The sequence below is a fragment of the Alteromonas sp. S167 genome, from assembly GCF_036864375.1.
In the GTDB taxonomy this organism is placed as follows: Bacteria; Pseudomonadota; Gammaproteobacteria; order Enterobacterales; family Alteromonadaceae; genus Alteromonas.
On record NZ_JAZETR010000003.1, the window covers coordinates 249,962 to 271,936 of the forward strand.

Annotated in this window: 20 protein-coding genes; 11 read left to right on the plus strand and 9 right to left on the minus strand. The window is 45.6% G+C overall.

The window, feature by feature from the left end:
- Positions 1 to 61: 61 nt before the first annotated feature.
- From V7R35_RS07075 to V7R35_RS07085, 3 genes are all read right to left on the minus strand, one after another.
- Positions 62 to 2,479 carry a PAS domain-containing protein gene (locus V7R35_RS07075; protein ID WP_334014029.1) on the minus strand — a complete coding sequence of 806 codons (2,418 nt, stop codon included), beginning with the start codon at positions 2,477 to 2,479 and terminating at the stop codon, positions 62 to 64.
- Between the two features lie 90 nt (positions 2,480 to 2,569).
- The gene (locus V7R35_RS07080; protein ID WP_334014030.1) at positions 2,570 to 2,818 is read right to left on the minus strand and encodes a SlyX family protein; all 249 of its coding nucleotides are present in this window, start codon (positions 2,816 to 2,818) and stop codon (positions 2,570 to 2,572) included.
- A 1-nt stretch (position 2,819) separates the two neighbouring features.
- Positions 2,820 to 3,797 (minus strand): WD40 repeat domain-containing protein, encoded by a 978-nt coding sequence (locus V7R35_RS07085; protein ID WP_334014031.1) that lies wholly within the window; start codon positions 3,795 to 3,797, stop codon positions 2,820 to 2,822.
- A gap of 153 nt (positions 3,798 to 3,950) precedes the next feature.
- Here V7R35_RS07085 and fkpA point away from each other — a divergent pair, with 153 nt between their 5' ends.
- The gene (fkpA, locus tag V7R35_RS07090; RefSeq protein WP_334014032.1) at positions 3,951 to 4,736 is read left to right on the plus strand and encodes an FKBP-type peptidyl-prolyl cis-trans isomerase; all 786 of its coding nucleotides are present in this window, start codon (positions 3,951 to 3,953) and stop codon (positions 4,734 to 4,736) included.
- 298 nt (positions 4,737 to 5,034) lie between these two features.
- On the opposite strand, the gene V7R35_RS07095 is transcribed toward fkpA, so the two are convergent.
- A complete protein-coding gene (locus V7R35_RS07095) occupies positions 5,035 to 5,304 on the minus strand; it encodes a hypothetical protein (RefSeq protein ID WP_334014033.1) in 270 nt (89 codons plus the stop codon).
- Positions 5,305 to 5,478: 174 nt separating this feature from the next.
- Here V7R35_RS07095 and greB point away from each other — a divergent pair, with 174 nt between their 5' ends.
- From greB to V7R35_RS07110, 3 genes are all read left to right on the plus strand, one after another.
- Positions 5,479 to 5,964, plus strand: coding sequence for a transcription elongation factor GreB (greB, locus tag V7R35_RS07100; RefSeq protein WP_334014034.1), 486 nt, complete (start codon positions 5,479 to 5,481; stop codon positions 5,962 to 5,964).
- A 202-nt stretch (positions 5,965 to 6,166) separates the two neighbouring features.
- Entirely contained in the window at positions 6,167 to 8,524 is a 2,358-nt protein-coding gene (locus tag V7R35_RS07105; protein WP_334014035.1) for a Tex family protein, read from the plus strand.
- A gap of 95 nt (positions 8,525 to 8,619) precedes the next feature.
- A complete protein-coding gene (locus V7R35_RS07110) occupies positions 8,620 to 10,401 on the plus strand; it encodes a C1 family peptidase (RefSeq protein ID WP_334014036.1) in 1,782 nt (593 codons plus the stop codon).
- A gap of 135 nt (positions 10,402 to 10,536) precedes the next feature.
- On the opposite strand, the gene V7R35_RS07115 is transcribed toward V7R35_RS07110, so the two are convergent.
- From V7R35_RS07115 to bioH, 3 genes are all read right to left on the minus strand, one after another.
- Positions 10,537 to 11,634, minus strand: a complete 1,098-nt coding sequence (locus V7R35_RS07115) for a putative metalloprotease CJM1_0395 family protein (protein ID WP_334014037.1) — start codon at positions 11,632 to 11,634, stop codon at positions 10,537 to 10,539.
- 14 nt (positions 11,635 to 11,648) lie between these two features.
- Complete coding sequence (locus V7R35_RS07120; RefSeq protein WP_334014038.1) at positions 11,649 to 11,990, minus strand: hypothetical protein; 342 nt, start codon at positions 11,988 to 11,990, stop codon at positions 11,649 to 11,651.
- 113 nt (positions 11,991 to 12,103) lie between these two features.
- On the minus strand, positions 12,104 to 12,913 hold the full coding sequence (gene bioH / locus V7R35_RS07125; RefSeq protein WP_334014039.1) for a pimeloyl-ACP methyl ester esterase BioH: 810 nt from the start codon (positions 12,911 to 12,913) through the stop codon (positions 12,104 to 12,106).
- A gap of 93 nt (positions 12,914 to 13,006) precedes the next feature.
- On the opposite strand from bioH, the gene V7R35_RS07130 reads away from it, so the two are divergent.
- A complete protein-coding gene (locus V7R35_RS07130) occupies positions 13,007 to 13,714 on the plus strand; it encodes a ComF family protein (RefSeq protein WP_334014040.1) in 708 nt (235 codons plus the stop codon).
- A gap of 12 nt (positions 13,715 to 13,726) precedes the next feature.
- On the opposite strand, the gene V7R35_RS07135 is transcribed toward V7R35_RS07130, so the two are convergent.
- Positions 13,727 to 16,369: a M14 family zinc carboxypeptidase gene (locus V7R35_RS07135; RefSeq protein ID WP_334014041.1), complete on the minus strand. Its 2,643-nt coding sequence runs from the start codon at positions 16,367 to 16,369 to the stop codon at positions 13,727 to 13,729.
- Between the two features lie 161 nt (positions 16,370 to 16,530).
- On the opposite strand from V7R35_RS07135, the gene nfuA reads away from it, so the two are divergent.
- The 5 genes from nfuA (at position 16,531) to V7R35_RS07160 (ending at position 19,310) form a co-directional block, all read left to right on the plus strand.
- Positions 16,531 to 17,109, plus strand: a complete 579-nt coding sequence (gene nfuA, locus V7R35_RS07140) for a Fe-S biogenesis protein NfuA (protein ID WP_334014042.1) — start codon at positions 16,531 to 16,533, stop codon at positions 17,107 to 17,109.
- 23 nt (positions 17,110 to 17,132) lie between these two features.
- Entirely contained in the window at positions 17,133 to 17,369 is a 237-nt protein-coding gene (locus V7R35_RS07145) for a hypothetical protein (RefSeq protein ID WP_334014043.1), read from the plus strand.
- Between the two features lie 97 nt (positions 17,370 to 17,466).
- A complete protein-coding gene (locus tag V7R35_RS07150; protein ID WP_334014044.1) occupies positions 17,467 to 18,165 on the plus strand; it encodes an aspartate/glutamate racemase family protein in 699 nt (232 codons plus the stop codon).
- A gap of 98 nt (positions 18,166 to 18,263) precedes the next feature.
- Entirely contained in the window at positions 18,264 to 18,647 is a 384-nt protein-coding gene (locus V7R35_RS07155; protein WP_334014045.1) for a VOC family protein, read from the plus strand.
- Between the two features lie 48 nt (positions 18,648 to 18,695).
- Entirely contained in the window at positions 18,696 to 19,310 is a 615-nt protein-coding gene (locus V7R35_RS07160) for a class I SAM-dependent DNA methyltransferase (RefSeq protein WP_334014046.1), read from the plus strand.
- 117 nt (positions 19,311 to 19,427) lie between these two features.
- Here V7R35_RS07160 and V7R35_RS07165 read toward each other — a convergent pair whose 3' ends face one another.
- Positions 19,428 to 20,774 (minus strand): MATE family efflux transporter, encoded by a 1,347-nt coding sequence (locus tag V7R35_RS07165; RefSeq protein ID WP_334014047.1) that lies wholly within the window; start codon positions 20,772 to 20,774, stop codon positions 19,428 to 19,430.
- A gap of 58 nt (positions 20,775 to 20,832) precedes the next feature.
- On the opposite strand from V7R35_RS07165, the gene V7R35_RS07170 reads away from it, so the two are divergent.
- On the plus strand, positions 20,833 to 21,957 hold the full coding sequence (locus V7R35_RS07170) for a polysaccharide deacetylase family protein (protein ID WP_334014048.1): 1,125 nt from the start codon (positions 20,833 to 20,835) through the stop codon (positions 21,955 to 21,957).
- Positions 21,958 to 21,975: the final 18 nt, after the last annotated feature.

A 21,975-nucleotide genomic window follows, 5' to 3' on the forward strand; every position in this document is an offset into this window, starting at 1 on the left:
AAACCGCGTTATCCTGCAAAGAAGCAGCAATAAAGAAAGATGGATAAGGCAGATTAAAAAGCTAGCTAGCCTGAGGCGTTGAACGGTATAAATGCAGTAACTGATAGAGCGCTTTCAAATCTACTGGCTTACCAATATGTGTAGTAAAACCTGCATCTAGGTACCGTGCAACATCTTCACTCATCACATTTGCCGTTAGCGCTATAACGGGTATATCACGATTTAAATCTCGTATGTGTTTCTGGGCCTCAAGACCGTCCATCACCGGCATTTGAATGTCCATAAAAATCAAATCCACTTGGTTTTGTTGCACATAGTCTACCGCCTGCTTTCCATTATCCACCATGACTAGACTTGCGCCTGTAGGCGTTAGCATCGACTCAATAACCATTTGATTAATGCTGTTGTCCTCTGCTATTAGAATTTTCATACCCTGTAGATTGGGCATTGAATCTTCTATTTTATCAGCGCTTTCTTCTTTCATTGCTGCCCGTGATAGCGGAAGCTCTAGCGTTATAGTGGTGCCTTTTCCTTCTTCACTTTCAAGGTGCATGCACCCGTCCATTAGCTTAACTAAGCTTAGCGAAATAGCCATACCTAGCCCTGTACCACCATATAAGCGTGTAGTGGACGAATCAGCTTGTGAAAATCGCTCAAACACTCTCGCCTGAACTTCTTCACTCATGCCTATCCCAGTATCAATTATCTGACAATACAGTACGTCTTGATCATTGCGCTCAATGCTATGCAGCTTAACGGTAACGGTGCCTTCTTTGGTAAATTTGACGGCGTTCGACGTTAAATTTAGCAATATTTGCTTTACGCGCACGCTGTCTCCGCACCAACCATCAACGAATTCGGGCGCAACCTCAATAGTGAAATCAATTCCCTTTTGCTTAACTAAATCTTCAAGCTCGTATTTAACCGAATCTAGCGTATTTAACGCTGAAAAGGGGGCATATTCCAACATGAGCTTTTCAGACTCGATTTTCGAGTAGTCAAGAATATCGTTAATAATGGTAATAAGCCCTTTTGCAGAAAGAGTCGCGTTTTCAACAACCGGCCTCAATGATGCCTCAACCGTGCTATTAGCAAGGAGTTGCAAAGCACCTAAAATGGCGTTCATCGGCGTTCTTATTTCATGGCTCATATTGGCTAGAAAGGCGCTTTTCGCCCTGGTTGCCGCTTCTGCATTACTCTTTTCCTGCTTAAGCACCGCCATGGTGTTTACCTTGTCGGTAATATCGTAATTCACACCTATCATTTTTATCGACTTACCCGATGCGTCTTTCTGCACTAATGCATTTGCTTTGATATGCTTAACTATGCCTTCGCTGGTCAGTATGCGAAACTGAGTATCGTAGCTACCAGTTTTCTTTATAGCGGTAATAAGCAAATCCTTGGCGTGATCTATGTCGTCAGGATGAACCGATGTTTCCCAAGCCTCGAATGCACCACTAAATTTATCTTTAGGCACATCGTAAAGCGAATACATCCAATCGTCCCAATACAAGCTGTCGTTGATGAGATCCCATTCCCATACGCCCATACCCGTAGAGCTGTTGGCAATTTGTATTCTTAATGAGTTCGAGACCGCTTCTTCTCGAGCTGCACGAAGCTCATTTTCTACATTTTTCTGTTTCGTTATATCTTGAAAAACACCAAAAAGCCGTATGCACTCACCGTCAGCAAAATACGGCTTACCCTGCGCTTTCACCCACTTTTCTTTACCTGTAGCGGTGATAATTTGTAGCGCGAGATCCCATGGCGTTCCGTTTTCAATGCCAGCAGCTACTGCTTCGGTTATCAGCTCACGGTTGCGCCCTTCTTTGTAAAAGTTAATACCGGTCTCTATGTTTGGAAGGTAGTCATCAGGCACTTCGTGAATGGCTTTGGTTTGCTTACTCCACACGACTTCTTGAGTTTTAAGGTCAACTTCCCACGTACCAATGTTGGCGGTTTTTTCTAGTTCAGCAAGCAGCATTGCCTGCTGCTGAAAAGCGATTTTTTGCTCTCGCTCCTGTTTTAAATTTTCAGCCTCTTGCGCTTTCAACGCTGTAACGTCGGTATGCGCACCAATCATTCTCATAGGCTTACCAGAGGTATCTCGAATGGCCATGCCCCTGCATCGTACCCATACGGTATGGCCTTTTTTATGGCGGTATCTTACAAACTGATCGTAGGGGTGCGCTGGATTAGCGCAGTGCTTTTCAAAGTTATCAAAGGCGGTAGCAAGGTCTTCCTCAAAAATAATATCTTTCCATTCAGACGCTAGGTGTTTTTTTTCAGCAGGGTCGTAGCCAAGCGTTTTCCAAAATGACGGGCTCATCCACTCGTGTTCAGGGTTTTCTAAATCCCAAAACCATAGCCCATCCAAAGAAGAACGTTCTATGAAGTCGAAAATTTTAGGGTCGGTTTGAAACAGCGCCTTTAGCTCTTGAAAAAGCGGGTGCTGTTCGTCTGCATGTTTTGTCGACAAAGGTGCGGCCTCGTACTGCTGGTTTTTTAAATCTAGCAGTGGCTCTAACTACTCGCAACAAAATGCCTTAAATATATAAGTTACCACTAATTAATAGTGAGGTGGCGGGGTTTCTTCAGACTGTTTAGCAATATTAGAAGGCTCAATCGACTTAACGCGGTCAATAACGTGACGTACCTTGAACGACAAATCATCCAACTGTTTCTGCTGCGATGACAACGCATCGTTAAGTGCTTCAATGGTATGTTCTTGAAACGCAACTTTTGTTTGCAGCTCTTCAATAAGCGCATGTGCACTTTCAAGCTGCTGTTCCATTTCACTACTACTTTTGGTCGTCATGTTACCTCTCTCGTTGCCATACTTCGGCAAGACCACTACTGCTAACAGACACTATGTTACCATTTGGCATAAAGGCAACGCCATAAACAACTGCCGTAGGGGGAGAGATAGATTCGCGCGATGCAACTTGAATTGCCTGTGTTTGCTGGCCCGTTTGCAAGTCCCATACGTAAACCTTTCGCGACGGAGACCCGGTGACTAGGTGTGTACCGTCTTTAGAAAACTCCACATCGGTGAATATTTTCTGTCTTGATGCAAAATCGAGCGCGCTTACCGGTTGACCCGTTTGAACATTCCATATTTGCGATTTACTTTTGCTATCGGCGGTAAATGCGAAGCGCCCTTGATCATCAAGCGCTACTTTGGTTACCCGCGTAGGGTGGGTAAATGTATGAATTATTTGCCCTGTCTCAGTGCTCCACAAATAAGCGATATAATCATTGCCGCCGGTTAACGCAAATTTACCATTAGGTGAAATATCAATGCTGTTCACTTTTTCAGTGTGGCCTAAAAACTCTAACCGTCTTGATGTTCTTGGCTCGAAATACATTACCTTGCCGCTAGAGCGCGCCACCAAAATACCGTTACCACCGTTAGTCACTGCTACATCGCGAATAGACGACTCATCGATGCGCCAAAAGCCTTCTGGTTCACCGGTGTCAATACTCCACAGGGCAAACGCTTCACGATCGGCCGTGACTACATAACGTTTATCAGCACTAATATGAACAGACATAACAGTGTTATTACCTTCACCCTGATGCCCCCAGCTAAATAGCGGTGTATCCTCGCCAATACGCCAAACGTTTATACCGTTATTCGCTCCAGACACCACGGCCAGCGAGCCGTCAGAAGAAATATCAGATGCGTATGCGCCTTCTTCTACATGACGCCACTGTTGTATTGGCGTAGTATCAGGTACGGTACATCCTGCAGATCCACCGATAAGTACGATGAGTAACAATATTCTAAGGAACATTTGGGCTCTAAACATAATCAAATGGGTTTCGCTTTGTTAACGCTAGGTTTAACATAGCACGGATCACGCATCTTTAACTATCGTGCAACACTGCCTTGGATGCAGCAGTATAGACACAGACGCATGATGATAAAAAATAATGGAGACATTTTTATGCAGAAGTCGCTCGTTGCTTTATCAACCTTTGCTGCGCTAGGCCTATTTGCTTGCCAGCCAAATACTACTGATGAAGCCGCTTCTACAACCGCTGATAGTGCAAATACTACTTCTGTTTCAGCAGAAGAAATGACAGATTCACAAAAGCAAGCTTACGCCATGGGCGCAAGCATGGGTTTGTTTGTTAGCAGTCGTGCAGAACAACAAGAGCAACTAGGTCTTACGTTAGACCAAGAAGCTCTTAAACAAGGCTTTCAAGACGGTTTAGCAGATACGCTAAAATTCACTCCTGAACAAATTCAACAAATTGCTCAGCAAGGTGAAGAAGTACTTCGTACTAAACAACAAGAAGCTGCAGCACAAGCCGCAGAGAAAAACATTGAAGCCGGTGTTGCATACCTTGAAGAAAACGCAAAGCGTGAAGGCGTAGTAACGACCGAGTCAGGTCTTCAATATGAAGTTCTAACCGAAGGTGAAGGCGCAAGCCCTGTAGCAACTGATGTAGTGAAAGTTCACTATCGCGGTACGCTACTAGACGGCACAGAGTTCGATTCATCTTACAAGCGTGGCGAGCCAGCTGAGTTCCCACTAAACCGTGTTATTTCAGGTTGGACTGAAGGCGTTCAGCTAATGAAAGAAGGCGCCAAGTATCGCTTCCACATTCCTTCTGAGCTTGCGTATGGTCAACGTGCAACAGGTGCAATAACACCTAACTCAACACTTATTTTTGATGTTGAGCTTCTTGAGGTTGTTAAACCAGAAGCTGAAGCACCTACCGAATAATTGAATGCACGCGTATTAAGACGAATAAGTGTATAGAAATGATAAAGCCGACGCCCAATGCGTCGGCTTTTTTATTTAAGTGAGTCAGCGTAATCCATGCCTACCTTTTCCCTACGAGCAAGTGGCTTATCACCACGCGCGTACCCAAATAGTAAAGTGGGTTATTCAATATGCTTGGTGCCTCGAATCACTATGTAAATATAGTCAACGCTCCCAATAATTGCCTATTTTCGACAGCGTTTTTCATGGAACAAATTAGCCTTAGCGCGGTGCTTTTAGAACAGAAAGTTTTAAGCCACTATCTTTGCGGTGCGCGGCGACGCTCTGTATGTACTTTGAATGTTGCAAAGTAATTTAACAGTGACTGTCCAACCTTATACATGGCACAACCCAAAATAAGATAAACAACGGTTTTTAGGCTTTTCAAATGAACAACAATATCAAGCATGGCGTAAAGCAATAACAGCGCACCACTTAAAAAAAGCATAAATCCAATTATCGTACCGCTAATTTGGAGGGTGTCGGCATTGGAACGCCGGCGGTTCAACATCGGAATTTTATTACGCATCTGCTTCCCTCAGAGATTTGTATATATTTTATACTACGACTCTTTAAAAATGGTTTATGTTCAATAAATATTCAACATGCCTTATTTCTCATCAATTAACAAACGTAAAGATTGCGTTTCACTCATTCACCCTCATAGAGTAAGGGTATTTAATTCATCTTTTTGTAGGCCATTGTGAAAACACCACTGATCACTCGAAAAGGTTATTTGCAACTAAAGCAGGAACTAGACACGCTGTGGCGAGTAGAGCGCCCAGAGACTACCCGTAAGGTAACATGGGCAGCCAGCCTGGGTGATAGAAGCGAAAACGCTGACTATCAGTACAACAAAAAGAAGCTACGTGAAATAGACCGACGGGTGCGTTACCTGCGCAAGTGTTTAGAGAATTTAAAAGTTGTTGATTACGACCCACAGCAAGAAGGAAAGGTATTTTTTGGCGCTTGGGTAGAAATTGAGAATGAGTCTGGCACTGTGATGCAGCTGAGATTAGTGGGTTATGATGAAATTTTCGGGCGCAAAGACTACATTTCTATAGATTCCCCCATGGCAAGAGCATTGGTGGGAAAAGAAGAGGATGATGAGTTTATTGTTAAAACCGAAGCCGGCACTAAAGAATGGTGGATTAACCGTATTTGGTACGACACCACAGATAAACTGTAGAAAATGTTAATACCATGGGAGTGAAAGGCATTGCATTACGGCTTTCAACAAAGCGTTTGGTGTGATGATCAGACGACTTCCTTTTTATCGCGGTGATACAATTGCCGCATCTTGTTTCATTACCAATGTTGTGCGCCTTACATTATCGGTACAACGTTTTGCATTTGCCTAATGCATATTTTTAAGCACCTTAGAGCGACTTATGATTATAAATAAAATTGCCGAAGAACTTGCCGTACAAGCGTCGCAAGTGACTGCAGCCGTCAAACTGTTAGACGAGGGCGCAACGGTTCCGTTTATTGCTCGTTACCGAAAAGAAGTTACCCAAGGGTTAGACGACACCCAACTGCGTAATTTAGAGCAGCGTCTTACTTATCTTCGCGAGCTAGAAGAGCGTCGCGAGGTTATTTTAAAGTCTATCGATGAGCAGGGAAAACTTACTAGCGAGTTGAAGAACAGCATTGTTTCAGCTGATAGCAAAACTACCCTCGAAGATCTTTACTTACCCTACAAGCCCCGTCGCAGAACAAAAGGGCAAATTGCCATTGAAGCGGGTTTAGAGCCGTTGGCTGATACACTGTTTAACGATGCGAATGTGGCGCCTGAAAGTGAAGCGCAGCAGTATATAAATAGTGATGCAGGCATTGCTGACACGAAAGCAGCACTAGAAGGTGCTCGCTATATTTTAATGGAGCGTTTCGCAGAAGATGCGGCTTTGCTGGGTAAAGTACGCCATTATTTAACCGAAAACGCACATGTAAAAAGCACGGTAGCGCCGGGTAAAGAGAAAGAAGCGGCGAAGTATAAAGACTACTTCGAGCACAACGAAAAGTATAAAACCGTACCTTCTCATCGCGCACTGGCGATGTTTAGAGGGCGTAACGAAGGCATGCTGCATATTCAGCTAGATGCCGATCCTCAGTCGGAAGAAAACGGTCCGTCGCATTGTGAACATATTATTGCAAGCCATTACGACATTATGCACCGAGGTCGCGCCGCAGATGACTTCTTAGCACAAGTTGTACAGTGGACTTGGAAAATAAAAATTGGTCTTCACATGGAAACTGAGCTTTTTAGTGCGCTTCGTGAACGAGCTGAAGAAGAAGCCATCGAAGTATTCGCCAAGAACCTGAACGATTTGCTAATGGCTGCACCTGCGGGAGCCAAAACAACAATGGGGTTAGACCCAGGCCTACGTACCGGTGTGAAAGTAGCGGTAGTAGACAGTACAGGTAAAGTGCTCGCCACTAATACCATCTTCCCGCATGCTCCACAAAACCAATGGGACAAGTCTATTCGTACGCTTACTACGCTATGTAAACAGTACAAGGTAGACCTAATTAGTATTGGTAACGGCACAGGCTCACGCGAAACCGATAAGCTAGTGGGTGAAATGCTGAAAAATAACAGCGACCTACAAGCACAGAAAATCATGGTAAGCGAAGCAGGCGCATCTGTGTATTCAGCGTCTGAGCTTGCGTCAAAAGAGCTGCCTGAACTTGATGTGTCTTTACGCGGTGCTGTGTCTATTGCACGTCGCTTACAAGACCCTCTAGCCGAACTGGTAAAGATTGAACCCAAAGCCATTGGCGTTGGCCAATATCAGCACGACGTAAGCCAAAGCCAGTTGGGCAAATCGCTAGACCGCGTTATAGAAGACTGCGTTAACGCAGTTGGCGTAGACTTAAATACGGCATCACCAGCACTGCTTAGCTATGTTTCTGGCTTAAATAAAACGCTGGCGCACAACATTGTTCACTTCCGCGATACCAACGGCGCATTCCCTGACAGAAAAGCCCTGCTTAAAGTAGAACGTCTAGGGCCAAAAGCCTTCGAGCAAGCCGCAGGGTTCCTTCGTATCGTAAACGGCACTAACCCGCTTGATGCGTCTGCCGTGCATCCTGAAGCGTACCCAGTAGTAGATAAAATTGTTGATACTACCGAAGTCGCTGTAAACGATATTATTGGTAATACCGAGCTACTTAAGCGCTTGTCACCAGAAAACTTTACTAACGATGACTTTGGATTACCAACGGTAAAAGACATCTTGAAAGAGTTGGATAAACCCGGCCGAGACCCACGACCTGAATTTAAGACCGCGGCATTTAAAGACGGCGTAGAAACCATTAACGATTTAAAAGTAGGTATGGTTTTAGAAGGAGTAGTTAGCAACGTTGCCAACTTCGGCGCCTTTGTAGATGTTGGTGTTCACCAAGACGGTCTTGTGCACATTTCAGCATTAACAAACAAGTTTATCTCAGACCCTCGTGAAGTGGTAAAAGCCGGTGATATTGTGAAAGTGAAGGTGCTTGAAGTTGATGTTCAGCGAAAGCGTATTTCATTCACCATGCGCCTTGACGACACACCAACGCAGTCATCGAGTAACAATAACGGTGGCAGAGACAAAGCGTCTCGCCAGAACAATGGCGGTAACAAGCCTGCGCGCAATCAGCAGCGGGGCGGTCAGAACCGCAATAACCACAATCAAAGCCGCAATCAGAGTCAAAACAGCGCTATGGGCAATGCCTTTGCCGATGCGTTTGCCAAAGCGAAAAAGTAACCTGCCAATTCACATTCATTGCTGGCTTGAAATATAGCCAGCAATTGAATGATACTTAGACAATACCATTGCGCTCAACTGTCATAGGACGACCCATGAACGTACCCTCATTGTCTTCAAGTATGCTCATTGTTAACGAAGATACGCCCGATCTTCGCGACCGTGTTTATCAACCACATCTTGCGCCACTTAAGCCTTTTGTCGACCCGCCAGGTAACCTCAATATTCTTAATCAAGGCGAAGACGGTGCCTGCACAGGTTTCGCGCTTGCCGCAACAATAAACTTTATTTACCGACAACAAGGTGAAGACTGCAGCGTAAGCCCTTGGATGCTGTATGTAATGGCTAAACGTCACGACGAGTGGCTAGGAGATGGTTACGAAGGCTCAAGCTGTCGCGGTGCTATAAAGGGCTGGTACAACAGCGGTGTGTGCAGCCACACATTAACGAAAGACATTGAAAATAGCGATGGATTTGCCATGACTCTGCCTATTGCACAAGACGCCGCCAACCATCGCTTGGGCGCGTATTATCGGCTTGAACGAGAAATAAGCGACTTTCATGCAGCCATAAACGAAGTAGGCGTCATTTTTGTTTCAGCCAGAATTCATGAAGGATGGAAAGACTGCGATGGCGACGAAATAACTCTTACGCCCGAACCAATGGGCGGCCATGCTTTCGCTATCGTGGGTTATAACGACACGGGCTTTTGGGTTCAAAACTCGTGGGGCACAAAATGGAAAAAGTCGGGGCTGGCGTTGTGGCGTTATGAAGATTGGGCCTTGAATGTAATGGATGCATGGGTAGTGCAACTTGCGTTACCCATAAACACAACCGGCACATTCCATCACGCGACAGGGCTTGTTGCCAAAGGGCTATTTAAACGCGCTACACCCCGCGTGAGTATTCAAAATCACTTTGTACATTTTGACGATGGTCACTTCGATACAACAAGCAAGTATTGGAGCAATAAAGCACACGTCGACAATGTTATCGCGCAGCTTGCAGCATCGAAGCATAACAAAGTTATGCTGTACGCACACGGTGGCTTAAACACGGTAAAAGCGTCGGCACAGCGCATTGCTGCAATGAAAGACACATTCTTAAAAAACGGCATTTATCCAATACATTTCATGTACGACACAGGCTTACTAGAAGAGCTAAAAGACATTCTTGGTTTTAAAAACAAAGAAGTCAGCAACAAGGTCGGCGCTTTCACAGACTATACCGATCGCATTTTAGAGTGGGCCACGCGAAAAGTAGGTGGAGCGCTATGGCGAGAAATGAAGTCAGACGCATGCACCCCGTTTACCCGTGCTACATCAGATGGCAGTTACTTTCTTTCCCAACTTGCCCGCTATTTACGTGACAATAAACAGGTAGAGCTTCATGTTGTAGGGCATTCAGCAGGGTCTATTTTTCATGCTCATAGCCTTGCGAGGCTGGCTAAGTTAACGCCGGAGTTGTCGGTGAAAAGTTTGCAGCTGTTGGCGCCTGCCATTAGCTACCCTTTATTTAAAGAAACACTAGCGCCGCTAATCGATAAGCAGTTTATAAAGCAAACACGTATTTATAACTTGTCTGAAACCTTAGAGTTAGACGATCACGTGGGGCGTGTATATCAAAAATCGTTACTCTATCTTGTCTCTAACGCCTTCGAATCAAAAGCTAATATGCCATTGCTTGGTATGCAGGTATTTAACGCCTCTGAGAAAGGAATAAGTTTTATATACAGCGACGGTGTTGAAGGCACCGCCAGCGCCGCCCGTACACATGGTGGCTTTGACGGTGATGTAGACACAATGAATAGTGTACTTCACACCATTTTAGACAAACCTGCTAGCTTTGAATTCACCAAAGCCATTCTAGATTATTAAAGTGTGTTGACCCTGACAGTATGTGTTGCAGCAAAGGTTATGTGCTAGGCATTTAGATAAGGCAGCGTTCACATGGTGTAGCTATATGCATATACGTGAGCAGACGCTCGATGAATACTAAAAACTGACGGCTGCCTATGCTTGCAGAGCTAGGCCTTCCCTAACAGGAGTATATGCTTGCGTGTATGCGTTTTGGATACGCCCAATGCGCGCTTGCATAAGCGGGTCGCTTGCAGGTGCTTCAAAGTTTAGCGAACGCGTACCAATAGCATCGCTGGCTGGAGCCTGGCCTTCTTGCACCGACTGTTGCGCCGATAAAATAGCATCGTCCAGACTGCGCGTTGGCGGTGCAACGGTGTTTCCTGTAATGTCATCAAGCGACGGTGGCTGTGACGGCGCTACGTTAGGAATAAAGCCTTCTAGGTCATTTTCCGCGTTTTCACCCGTTACTTGCGTTGAAGCATTGGGGATATTTGGCGAATCAGTTGCGCTTGAAGCGCTTGGCGCATTTGAAGAACTAGATGTTGAAGCTTGTGATACCGAGGCTAGCTCTTCGCGGTTATCCTCAGCAATATCGTTTCGCGCTTCAAAGGCTTTTTGTGCAGCCTCTGCGGCTACTTTCAAATCTTGTGATGAAGGTTGGGCGGGTGCAAGTGCTGCAGCGCGTACTTGCTGCATTTTTCTTAAGGTTTGCTCAGGGCTTTGCTCTTCTGATATATCAATAGAAACTTCGCCACCTGTGGCGTAACGCTTGTTATCTGGCCCTGTTGTATATTCATATTGTGGCGAACCTGCATACTGACCGCCAGTGGCGGCGTGAGCCTGCTCGTGCGCACGAACTTCTTGGTCGCGGGCCTTTAATTGTTCAATTTCTTGCGCATCTTGTTGAGCTTGTTGTTGCTCACGCTGCTGCGCTTGCTGCTCGCTTTGCGCATTTTCTTTTCCAGCGCTTTCATCTTGCGCATTGTCGCGCTCTCCACCAAACACATTCTGAAAAGCATTTTGCAGGTCGGTTTGAATTTGTGGGCGCTCGTACGTAACCGGCGCTGGCGGTAATCCAGGACTTTTCGCTTTATCAGCTTCAGAACCAAGCCCTTTTTGCGAAGCACCTTGCTCTGCGTCACCCGTTTGCGGAATAGTCTCACGCTGCACGTTGTCGCGACGAGCCGACTCCGTGTTTATATTCGCCGTTGGGTAGGCGATAGCGTTAAGAATTGGGGTGACGATGTTCAATGTGAACTCTCTATTTACGCAATAGTATCAATAATAGTGCCTAACATGTCGTTAGCAGTATCAAGCACTTTAGCTGACGCCTGTGCGTTAATACTGTTCACGTTAAGCGAAATTAAATCATCGGTTATGTTCCCGGGCACAGCGCCTGGTGTAGAACCTGATGTAGCGTTTTGAGCTGAGGAAGATGCAGCGGCCGTCGCTTCGCTTGGCACATTTTGCGAGCTCTCTACTGTTCTTTCTGCAGTTCTTGCTGCAATATTCGACGCTGCTTGCGTAATACCGTTGCTGGCATTTTGCAGGCCCAGTTGGCCCGACGCAAACGCAGCACCTACGTTTGAACTACTAATACTATTCATACACTACCTCTACCCTCTCATGTGCAATTATTAACCAATATCGAGAAAATAGAAAGCCTTTCACGGTGTTTAAGCATTAAACTTTTGTCGTGTAAGGCTTTTAAAATAGCGACTTAAGACGCTTTTTGTCGCTGAACATTCGCCACAAAACTAAAAATGATATCGGCAGTTTGCTGAGGATGGGAAATAAACGGTGCGTGAGAGGCATGCGGTAAAACTACCGTGTCTGCTTGCGGTTGCAGTTCACAAATATTATCAATGCCACTGGTGGGCACCAGAGAGTCCAATCGCCCGTAAATCCTAAGTGTTGGCACCGCAATTCGTCCTACTTCTTGTCGAATATCTTCAGTAGACAGTATACGTAAACCCTTTTTCAAAGCTTCTTCTGCGGGGTCTGGGAATTGGGTAACATGTTCGCGAATAGCTTTAATATCTTGCTTCGCAGTTTCGCTTCCCATCGCCTGAATAGCCAAAAAGCGCTCAAGGGTTTTTTGGTAGTTTTTCTCTAGCTGCGCCTCAAACATTTTCAACAAGTCTGCCGCAATACCAGGCCAACCAGGCCCGGCGATAAATCGAGGCGTTGATGCAATCGTAATTAAGCCTGCTAACTTTTCTGGCGCCATCAACGCGAGTTTCTGCGCCACTAAACCACCAAGCGACCAGCCAACCAATACACAGCGTTCAGGCAATACGTCTACAAGTGCATTCGCCAGCGTTTCAACCGTATAAGGTGACGGCAAGTGATCAGCATTTTCGCCAAAACCAGGAAGATCGATGGTCGTAATGGTGAAATTGTCACTTAAATAAGGAATAAACGAAGTAAATGCCCCGCTATTCATGCCCCAGCCGTGCAAGAAAACAATCTCTAAACCTGTGCCCTGTGTACGGGTGACAAGTGCACTTTTAGTATGCAAACTTTCCATATACACCTCCTTTGGCTTTGCCGTGTTCGTAACACGAAATAATGAAAATAAGTCAACAGTCGACCATTCAAGGAAGTTGATGGAATCAACATAATGAACCTTTCATGCCTATTATGTTATCAGGCAAGTCCTACGCCAGTATGTCAGTGGTGTGAAGAAGATTTGTTTTTTTTCAACTCAACACTGCATGGCGATAATTTGCTTCGCTATGGCCCAGTAGGCGGCCATGTAAAGCACAGCCACTACAGTAGTCTGTCAATATTAGGGCTGCATACATGGCCAATGTCCTCACTGGTTCACCAGTTTAAGTTTACCCATACTGTCGCCGCAGGCAAAGCGCTTAGTAACTGGTTTGTCCATAAAAAGCGACACTGTAGCTTACCGCTACCACATATATTGCTTCCTGTGCCGATAAGCGTATGGCGGCTTGCTAAACGCCACTATAACCAAGCCCAAGTAATTGCACATGTGTTGAGTAGTGCACTGCATATACCCGTTGCACCAAATTGGGCTCAGCGCAGAGGGTGGCAGGCGCAACACATGCTCTCAAAAGCGGCGAGGCAGGCTAATGCAAAGCACGCATTTCGGTTAACAAAGACAGGTATCGACCACGACTACAGTCAAGCACAAAAAAAGCAGGAACAGCTGCGAGTAGCAATTGTTGATGACGTTATTACAACGGGAGGCACGGTGAATGTACTAAGTAAAATGCTAAGGGCACGTTACCCCGATATAGATATACAGGTATGGGCGATGACATTTACACCACCGCCCAAAAGTACGTTACTGACTAATCAGTAGTAAACGCGTAAATTAACGTACGAAGTGAGATTGATAGATTGCATTAGCAAGCACTTTATTTGTGCCATACCAGTACCCTCTAAATTGCATGTTGTCTGTGAAACCAATAACCACACCGCGCCCCATTTTGTTGGTGGTAACCGCTGTAGACTCAGCCATAAGCTCAACCATAGCATTATCACTAAAGCCTGCCATTAACGGCTCTTCGGTATAGGTTGCCGGCGTAACAAACGGCGAACTGTCGCCCTGCACAATCATATTACTGGTTTTAAACATAGGAAGCGTATCGCTTTCAAAGCCATAGAATAACGGGTGTGACGTGTCTATTTTCGTCTCAAATACTGCGCCTGCTACTAGCTTCTTCGCGTACAACGCTCCGCCGTCTGCGTAAGACAACTTGCTCTCGTCGTACGCATTATCAATGGTTTCACGGCTTACTATTTCTGCATCAAGCCACTTGTTATCAGTGAAGTAACGAAGTGCCGATTTCTGACCTATCATTACGCCGCCGGCTTTAACCCAGCTCTCTAACTGCGCTTTCTGGCTCTCAGAAAACCCGTAACGGCCGCTTGGGAAAATAATATGGGTGTAGTGAATTGAAGGGTCTGAAAGCGCACGTCCAACGTGCTGCTGCTCAACAATGCTGGCCGCAATACCTACCTTAGTATCGAAGTAATGCCAGATTTCGCCCGCTTCGTATTCACTGGTACCCTCACCACCCACAATCATCACTTGAGGGGCGTAAACTGGCGCCATGCTTCTGCTACCTAAGTCGTTTCCTACCGGCGTAAGTCCCGACTTAAAGCTAAATACAGGAACCCGAAGTTTAGCTTGTGCTTGCGTAATAATGTCTTCAATGTTCGCTGGCTGTGCCAGCCCTTTAGGAACAATTATGCTGCCAGGCGGTAGGGAAACTACGTCACCATTATACGACAATGCCGCAAACGCCTCTTCGCTACTACGAACCTGAACACCTTGCTCTAAAAGCGTTTGTAGCATTGCTGGAGCATAGTAGTGCTGCCACGAAAAGCCATAGGCATAAGCATCATTTTGAATAGTATTTAGGGCAAGCGTTGCAACGGTTTCTTTGTCGCCTCGTTTCACGTCACGGGCATCACCTTTATCTAATGGCGAATATTGAAGATTAAAAGCCAGTGCTAAATTCCACGTAGACACATCGTAAAAGGTATTGTTTTCAAACGATGTTTGTGTAGAAAAAATCGATTTTACTAGACGGTACTGCGGCTGCTCAGTCGGTACATAGACAGCCTGCCCCTTTTTGTATGTTATTCCGTTTACTTTGCTGTCTTTATTCACCACTTCGTAGCGAATGTTGTGCTGCTCTAGCATCGACAAAAAGGCGTTCAAACGGCCTAAATCGGTTTCTGTACCTACAACGAAACCAACGGTTTTATCGTTCTTCGCTTGTTCTTGTGTGCCGCGCACAAAGTTAGACTGATAATCTAAAAGCGCCGCTTTATTTGCTAAAGCGCCTCTGAACGTGCTCAATGACGTTGTTACTTGGTTTTGAATAGTGTCCTTAAATGCAAGGTCGCCATTAATGGACGACTGCAGATGACCGCGAGAACTTGCCTGCTCGAACAGGATACCAATACTGCCATGCAGATCAGGATAGGTAGACCCCTTACCTGCGTAAAAGTCGTCAAAGGCTTGCTCGGTAAAATACAAAGTGCCTTCTTTATCAAAAGCCGCGGCATGATACTGTGCCAGCGCCTCTGTAAGGGTCACATTCTCGTCTGGTGTTAGTGGGTTCTTTCTAGAGCGTACACCCGGCTGGAAGAAATAGGTGCTGTCTGTGCCCATTTCATGAAAATCCGTCAACACATGCGGGCGCCATTTATGAAACTGCTTAATACGCGCTTGAGACTCAGGATGAGCCAATAACAGCCAGTCTCTATTTAGATCGAACCAATAGTGATTAGTTCTACCCGAAGGCCATCCTTCGTCATGCTCTCTATGACGAGAGTCAGATACTAGCTGCTTACCCTTGTGCATGTTCGCCCACTGTGCAAACCGAGATAAGCCATCGGGGTTGAAAGAAGGGTCAAACAACACAATATTATCTTTGAGAAGGGCATCAACCTCTTCGCCTTGGCCGGCAGCAAGGTAATAAGCTAGCGCAAGCGCCGCATTTGACCCAGACGGTTCATTGCCGTGAATGCTATAGCCCATGTAGAAAACAAGTGGTGCGTCTTTACTTACTTTTTTGCCGCCCAACATGGCATCGATATGCTGCTTTCGCATAGTTTCCAGGTTGTCGCGGTTATCTGGCGATGTAATGGTAAGCAGCAAAAGAGGGCGGTTTTCATGAGTGCGTCCAGTCTCTTCGATAGTGACACGGTCTGACGTTTCAGCAAGCACTTTCATGTATTGCACCAGTTGATCATGGCGAACGTGCCATTCTCCAATTTGTGCACCTAGTACCGATTCAGGTGTGGGAATACTTGTGTTGTACGTTACCGTGTCAGGTAAGTAGGCGTGAACTGGTTTGCCGCCGTGATCAGGTGCAATAGTAACTAGAGCTGCATGCGCTTCATTAACTGTGGCGGCACCAAATGACGCTGCTCCCAGCGCCAAAGCGGTAACCAGAGCAAGGTGACTTTTTTTCGCTGCGTTGTAAATGTTCGCTAGCATGGCGTTTCCCGTCTTGTTGTTATGGTTGAGCTGACGTTGCGACAAACAATGCCCTCAACAAATTCGATTTACTGAAATAATTTTTTTAATTAATACCTGACTGTTTTACTCAGGTAAATTTGATACAATAATCCAAATTTTAAAATATGTAGGACTTGCTGATGATAACTATATCAGAAGAAGCCCAGGCTCACTTCGTAAAACTGCTGAGTAAACAAGAGTCTGGCACGAATATTCGTGTATTCGTCGTAAACCCAGGCACTTCGTCGGCAGAGTGTGGCGTGTCCTATTGCCCGCCAGATGCCGTTGAATCTACTGATACGCGTCTACCGTTCAATGGGTTTGATGCCGTGGTGGATGAAGAGAGTGCGCCGTACCTAGACGAAGCTGAAATTGATTACGTTACCGACCAAATGGGTTCACAGCTAACGCTTAAAGCGCCAAATGCTAAGGCGCGCAAAGTGTCTGACGATGCACCGCTTGTCGACCGTATTAATTACATGATTGAGTCTGAGATTAACCCTCAGCTTGCAAGTCACGGCGGTAACGTTGTACTTACCGAGTTAACCGACGACGGCTTCGCTATACTTCAATTCGGCGGTGGTTGTAACGGCTGCTCAATGGTTGATGTTACGCTGAAAGACGGCATTGAAAAGCAGATGCTAGAACAGTTTGCAGGCGAGCTAAATGGCGTGCGCGATGCAACTGAACACCAAGCTGGTGAGCACTCGTACTACTAAGTTAGTACTAAGCAAAAAATACAGTGGCACTTATCACCCAAGATGTGCATAAAAGCTGGCAACGATTCAAAATAGGTTTGGCTATTTTCGTTGCTGGCGCTGTAATGCTTTTATCAATAAGTCATTGGCACATTGCCGTTCACTACCTGTCACTTTCTGTCCTGTTCGGCGGTTTTGCCTACGCTATGTTTGGCTATGCGGGTATATTCTTAAACCGTTTCACCTTCCTGAAAAACAAAAAACCTCCTCCTAAGTTTTAAGCTTTTCGCTTGAAAACCCGTTATTCTCGTTGCACATTGACTATTGCAAGGCGTGAGGTAAGAACCTTATGGCGAACACCAAAATGGACGTGATGCAATGAAAAAACTGGGCCTTATTGGCGGAATGAGTTGGGAGTCGACGGTTAGCTATTATCAGGCACTTAACCGCGGTGTTAACCATGCTTTAGGCGGGCTCCACAGTGCGCCACTACTGTTAAGCAGCGTAGATTTCGCCCCGATTGCGCGACTACAGCATGAAAACAACTGGGATACACTTGGCAATATGCTAGCTGAAGAAGCCAAGGCTCTAGAGCGCGCGGGTGCTGATGCTATTCTTATTTGTACCAATACTATGCATAACGTTGCCAATGCAGTTATCAGTGCAACGTCATTACCCTTATTGCATATTGCTGACGCCACCGGTGAAGCGCTAAATAAAGATAAAGTACACACTGTCGGCTTGTTAGGAACGCAATTCACAATGGCACAGCCATTTTACAAAGACAGGCTAAAAGACAAATTCAACATTGAGGTGGTTGTACCGAGTGCAGAGCAACAGACCATTGTTCATAACATTATTTATGAACAATTATGCAAGGGCGTGATTTGTGCTGAGTCACGTGAGGCGTATATTAACGTTATAAACGACTTGGCAGCACAAGGCGCAGAAGGCGTTATTTTGGGCTGTACTGAGATTGCACTGCTTGTACAACAGCCGCATACAAAAGTGCGTTTATACGACACCACGGCCATTCATGCCAAGCGTGCAGTAGAATTTATATTGCACGGTGCTTAACAAGGTTCGGCGCAGTGTGAAAGGCGCAGCACGTGACTAGGCGTAGTGTGTGATACGGCGTAGCGAAATTAAATCAAAAAAACAAAAAGGGATTAACCATGTTTAGCCATGTAATGATTGGTGCAAACGATATTGAAGCTTCAAAAGCATTTTACGATGCCATATTAGGCGTACTGGGTTACGACGCCGGTGTGTATGACGAGTATGGTCGCGTATTTTATTACACACCCAAAGGCATTCTTGCACTCACCAAGCCAATAAATGGTGAAGCTGCTACGCACGGAAACGGTACAACACTTGGGCTTGCTGCACGTACTCCAGAAATTGTCGATGAATGGCATAAGGTAGGCAGTGAGAATGGCGGTGTACCGTGCGAAGACCCACCGGGTATTCGTGGAAACGACCAAAGGCAGCTGTACTTAGCTTATTTGCGCGACCCTTCTGGCAATAAGCTGTGTGCAACCCACATAGTTCGCAAGTAACCACATATTTAGCAAGAAGCGCGTTTAAGTAACGATAAAGGACTGTTGATGTCACCAGAAGATACCGGCAAAGCTTACGATACCATAACGCATTTGTGGACTAGAGAGCAGTTCAACAGTCAAAATGGCATTGCTGCATACGAAAAGGCACTGTCGTTTCTTGTCCCACATCAAGGCCCTGCTTTTGCACTTGATGTGGGCTGTGGGTGCACTAATCGATTTATTCCTCTTGTAGAAAAAGCAAAACTGCAATATGAGGGTATAGACATATCGGCAACCATGCTGTCTATTGCGAAAGAAAACCAGCCGTATGGCACGTTTTACCATGAAGACGTATGCGCTTTTGAGCTTCCCAAAAATTATACCTTTATTAGCGCTTGGGATAGCTTTTGGCACATTCCACTTGAGCAGCAACAGCCTTTGTTAGAAAAATTCTGCGGCAACTTAGTGGAAAATGGCGTGCTGTTTTTTTCTTGTGGCGGCGTTGAAAAGGCGGGTTCGCACACCAACAACACAATGGGGCCAGAGGTGTACTATGCGTCATTAGGTGTAAATGCCTACTTAAGCATACTCATGGATGCCGGCTGTATTATTCGTCATGTTGAATTCGATCAGTACCCAGAAAAACACACTGTCGTTATTGCACAGAAAACCAGTGCATAAAAGGTCAGTATAGAAACGCAGGCGTGTTGTTAGTTGATTACAAGCTTAAGTTCGCCACAATAAACGTTTGAGCCCCGAACACTTAAGAAAAATAAAGCGTAGCTTTTTACCGAGAGGCTATCCGTTCAATTGTCCCAGCTCACCTTTTTTATCTAGGGTACTGAATGAAAACCCCAAGCTTATTCCACGTGCCAAAAGGAATGCCAGCAACGCATACCATAAGCTTGGATTGCCATTACTTTGTGTTAAATACCACACGGGAAAGAACACCACTATAGCACTGAACAACATGGTATTTCTCATCGCACTTGCACGGGTAAGGCCTACAAAAACACCGTCATACAGAAAGCACCAGTGCCCCAAAAGAGGCAGTAAGACCATTAACGGCAAATAAGGTAGTGCGCTGTCTTTAATGACTTGATGATCGGTTAGTAAGGTAATGATGTCGGCGCCAAAAGCAAAGAACACCAGACTATAGGCAACTGCAAACAGCGAAGACCACAGTAGTCCTTGATACGTTCTGCGCTTTATTTCTTGTGCATCCTGAGCACCTTGCGCCTCTCCAACTAGCGCCTCTACACCATAGGCAATGCCGTCTAACCCCAGCGCTATTAAAACAAAAAATTGCATTAAAATAGCGTTTACTGCCGCAGATGTCTCTCCGTATCGCGCGCCCTGGATAGTAAGAAAGGCTAAGCATGCTTGAAGTGCAAGGTTGCGAATAAGCATATCGCCGTTTAACTTCATTAATACTTTTTGTGCGGCGCGATTAAACCATGCGCTATTTATGCCCACACCACCCGCAATCTTCAACGCGGCCAGTAGTGAACATATCGCCATGGTATATTCTGCTATCACGCTCGCGAGAGCTACGCCCGCAACCGAGTAACCCAGATAGAAAACAAATATTACATCAAGCAGTGCATTCAATAAGTTTCCTATAATTTGAATGGTCATAACGGTGCGTGTTTTCTGTTGACCTACCAACCAACCCACCAGCGCCAAATTCAGCATTGCAGCAGGTGCACCCCACACTCTGGTTGTAAAATATTGTTGTAAGTAAGTAGCCACTTCCGCGTTAGGGTTCGTGAGAGAGAGCCCAACTTTCAGGATGGGAGCTTGCAGCGCAACAATAGCGGCACCTAACAGTAACGCTATAGCAACGGTTTGCCACAATACTTTCGCCGATTCGTACTGCGCATTATCGCTGCCTTTTGCCTGTGCGCTTAACCCTGTAGACGACATGCGCAGAAAACCACACACCCAATAAATTTGCGTGAGAATTAATGCTCCAACAGACGCGCCCGCTAACATAGCAGGCAACGCCATATGACCCAGCACGGCAGTATCGACTAAACCTAAAAGCGGTGTAGTAATATTTGCCAAAATCATAGGCAGCGCTAGCGCCAATAGACGTGTATGATCACGAAAGAATGCATGAGTTGGTGCTAAATCACGCGACATAAGCTGATCTCAGTTGAGTGTTTGCAATTATAAATTGGGCGTAAAAAAGGAGTGTATCATGCAATGGTTATTATATTTATTCGATAGAAAAGGAATGGCGTCTATCAGAGGGTTAAAAGCCTCTGTACAGGTATGTTTCGCGCTGAGCTTTTTTGCTACTTACAACAGCGTTGCCATTGCAGAAGAGGCATCTCCCGCGCCTAATGCCGCTATTTTGCTTTATCATCACGTATCAGACAAAACCCCGCGCAGCACCAGCGTTTCGCCTGATGAATTTTCTGAACATATGGAATATTTAGCGGCACATCATACGGTAGTATCGCTAGAGCAGGTCGTTACCGCATTGAAAAGTAATACGTCATTACCCAGTAACGCAGTGGCCATTACCTTTGACGATGGCTACGCCAATATTCTGCACAATGCCCATAAAGTGCTGGTAGATAAAGGCTTCCCCTATACTGTTTTTATCAATCCAGATGAAATAAGCGTTGGCCCATCTCAGCTTACATGGGAACAAGTAGAGGCCATGCATAACGACGGTGTTACTTTTGCTAATCACACCCTTGATCATCTTCACATGCTTAACGGTGAGTTTGAAATGGGAGAGTCAAAATGGCTTTCTTCGGTTTGGCAAAACGTAGCGCAAGCGCAGCAGAAAATTGAAGAGAAGCTAGGCAGTAGCCCTAAACTGTTTGCCTATCCATTTGGCGAGTTTAACGTTGCACTTGCCAGCAAACTAGAGCAAGAAGGTTATACAGCATTTGGACAGCACTCAGGTGCTGTTGGGCCTAACAGCAACTTGCAGGCATTACCTCGTTTTCCCGCGGCAGGGCCCTATGCAAACCTGAAAACACTTAAAACCAAGCTTAACAGTTTGGCAATGCCAGTTACCGACTTATCTCACAATGAGCCGCGTATTAAAGATAGGAATATTGATAAACCAATAACGCTTACCATTAACAGTGATGATATGCGAACGTCGCAAGTTTCTTGTTTCTTTGGTGGCGATGTTATTGAAACTCAAACCACAAAGAGTACGGTAGCGTTTACTATTGAAGACGCGCTGCCCGTAGGTCGCTCACGCGTAAATTGTACTGCACCATCCATTAGTAAGTCGGGCAGGTACTACTGGTACTCTGTGCCATTTTTCGTTGCTGACGATAATGGAAACTATCCCGACTAGCCAATAATGCCATTGTGT

What these genes read in the sequence shown, in the direction of transcription:
- V7R35_RS07080 (WP_334014030.1), bottom strand. Translation starts at nt 2,818, where the DNA reads ATGACGACCAAAAGTAGTAGTGAAATGGAACAGCAGCTTGAAAGTGCA.
- V7R35_RS07085 (WP_334014031.1), bottom strand. Translation starts at nt 3,797, where the DNA reads ATGTTCCTTAGAATATTGTTACTCATCGTACTTATCGGTGGATCTGCA.
- fkpA (WP_334014032.1), top strand. Translation starts at nt 3,951, where the DNA reads ATGCAGAAGTCGCTCGTTGCTTTATCAACCTTTGCTGCGCTAGGCCTA.
- V7R35_RS07095 (WP_334014033.1), bottom strand. Translation starts at nt 5,304, where the DNA reads ATGCGTAATAAAATTCCGATGTTGAACCGCCGGCGTTCCAATGCCGAC.
- V7R35_RS07105 (WP_334014035.1), top strand. Translation starts at nt 6,167, where the DNA reads ATGATTATAAATAAAATTGCCGAAGAACTTGCCGTACAAGCGTCGCAA.
- V7R35_RS07110 (WP_334014036.1), top strand. Translation starts at nt 8,620, where the DNA reads ATGAACGTACCCTCATTGTCTTCAAGTATGCTCATTGTTAACGAAGAT.
- V7R35_RS07120 (WP_334014038.1), bottom strand. Translation starts at nt 11,990, where the DNA reads ATGAATAGTATTAGTAGTTCAAACGTAGGTGCTGCGTTTGCGTCGGGC.
- bioH (WP_334014039.1), bottom strand. Translation starts at nt 12,913, where the DNA reads ATGGAAAGTTTGCATACTAAAAGTGCACTTGTCACCCGTACACAGGGC.
- V7R35_RS07130 (WP_334014040.1), top strand. Translation starts at nt 13,007, where the DNA reads ATGAACCTTTCATGCCTATTATGTTATCAGGCAAGTCCTACGCCAGTA.
- V7R35_RS07135 (WP_334014041.1), bottom strand. Translation starts at nt 16,369, where the DNA reads ATGCTAGCGAACATTTACAACGCAGCGAAAAAAAGTCACCTTGCTCTG.
- nfuA (WP_334014042.1), top strand. Translation starts at nt 16,531, where the DNA reads ATGATAACTATATCAGAAGAAGCCCAGGCTCACTTCGTAAAACTGCTG.
- V7R35_RS07150 (WP_334014044.1), top strand. Translation starts at nt 17,467, where the DNA reads ATGAAAAAACTGGGCCTTATTGGCGGAATGAGTTGGGAGTCGACGGTT.
- V7R35_RS07155 (WP_334014045.1), top strand. Translation starts at nt 18,264, where the DNA reads ATGTTTAGCCATGTAATGATTGGTGCAAACGATATTGAAGCTTCAAAA.
- V7R35_RS07160 (WP_334014046.1), top strand. Translation starts at nt 18,696, where the DNA reads ATGTCACCAGAAGATACCGGCAAAGCTTACGATACCATAACGCATTTG.
- V7R35_RS07165 (WP_334014047.1), bottom strand. Translation starts at nt 20,774, where the DNA reads ATGTCGCGTGATTTAGCACCAACTCATGCATTCTTTCGTGATCATACA.
- V7R35_RS07170 (WP_334014048.1), top strand. Translation starts at nt 20,833, where the DNA reads ATGCAATGGTTATTATATTTATTCGATAGAAAAGGAATGGCGTCTATC.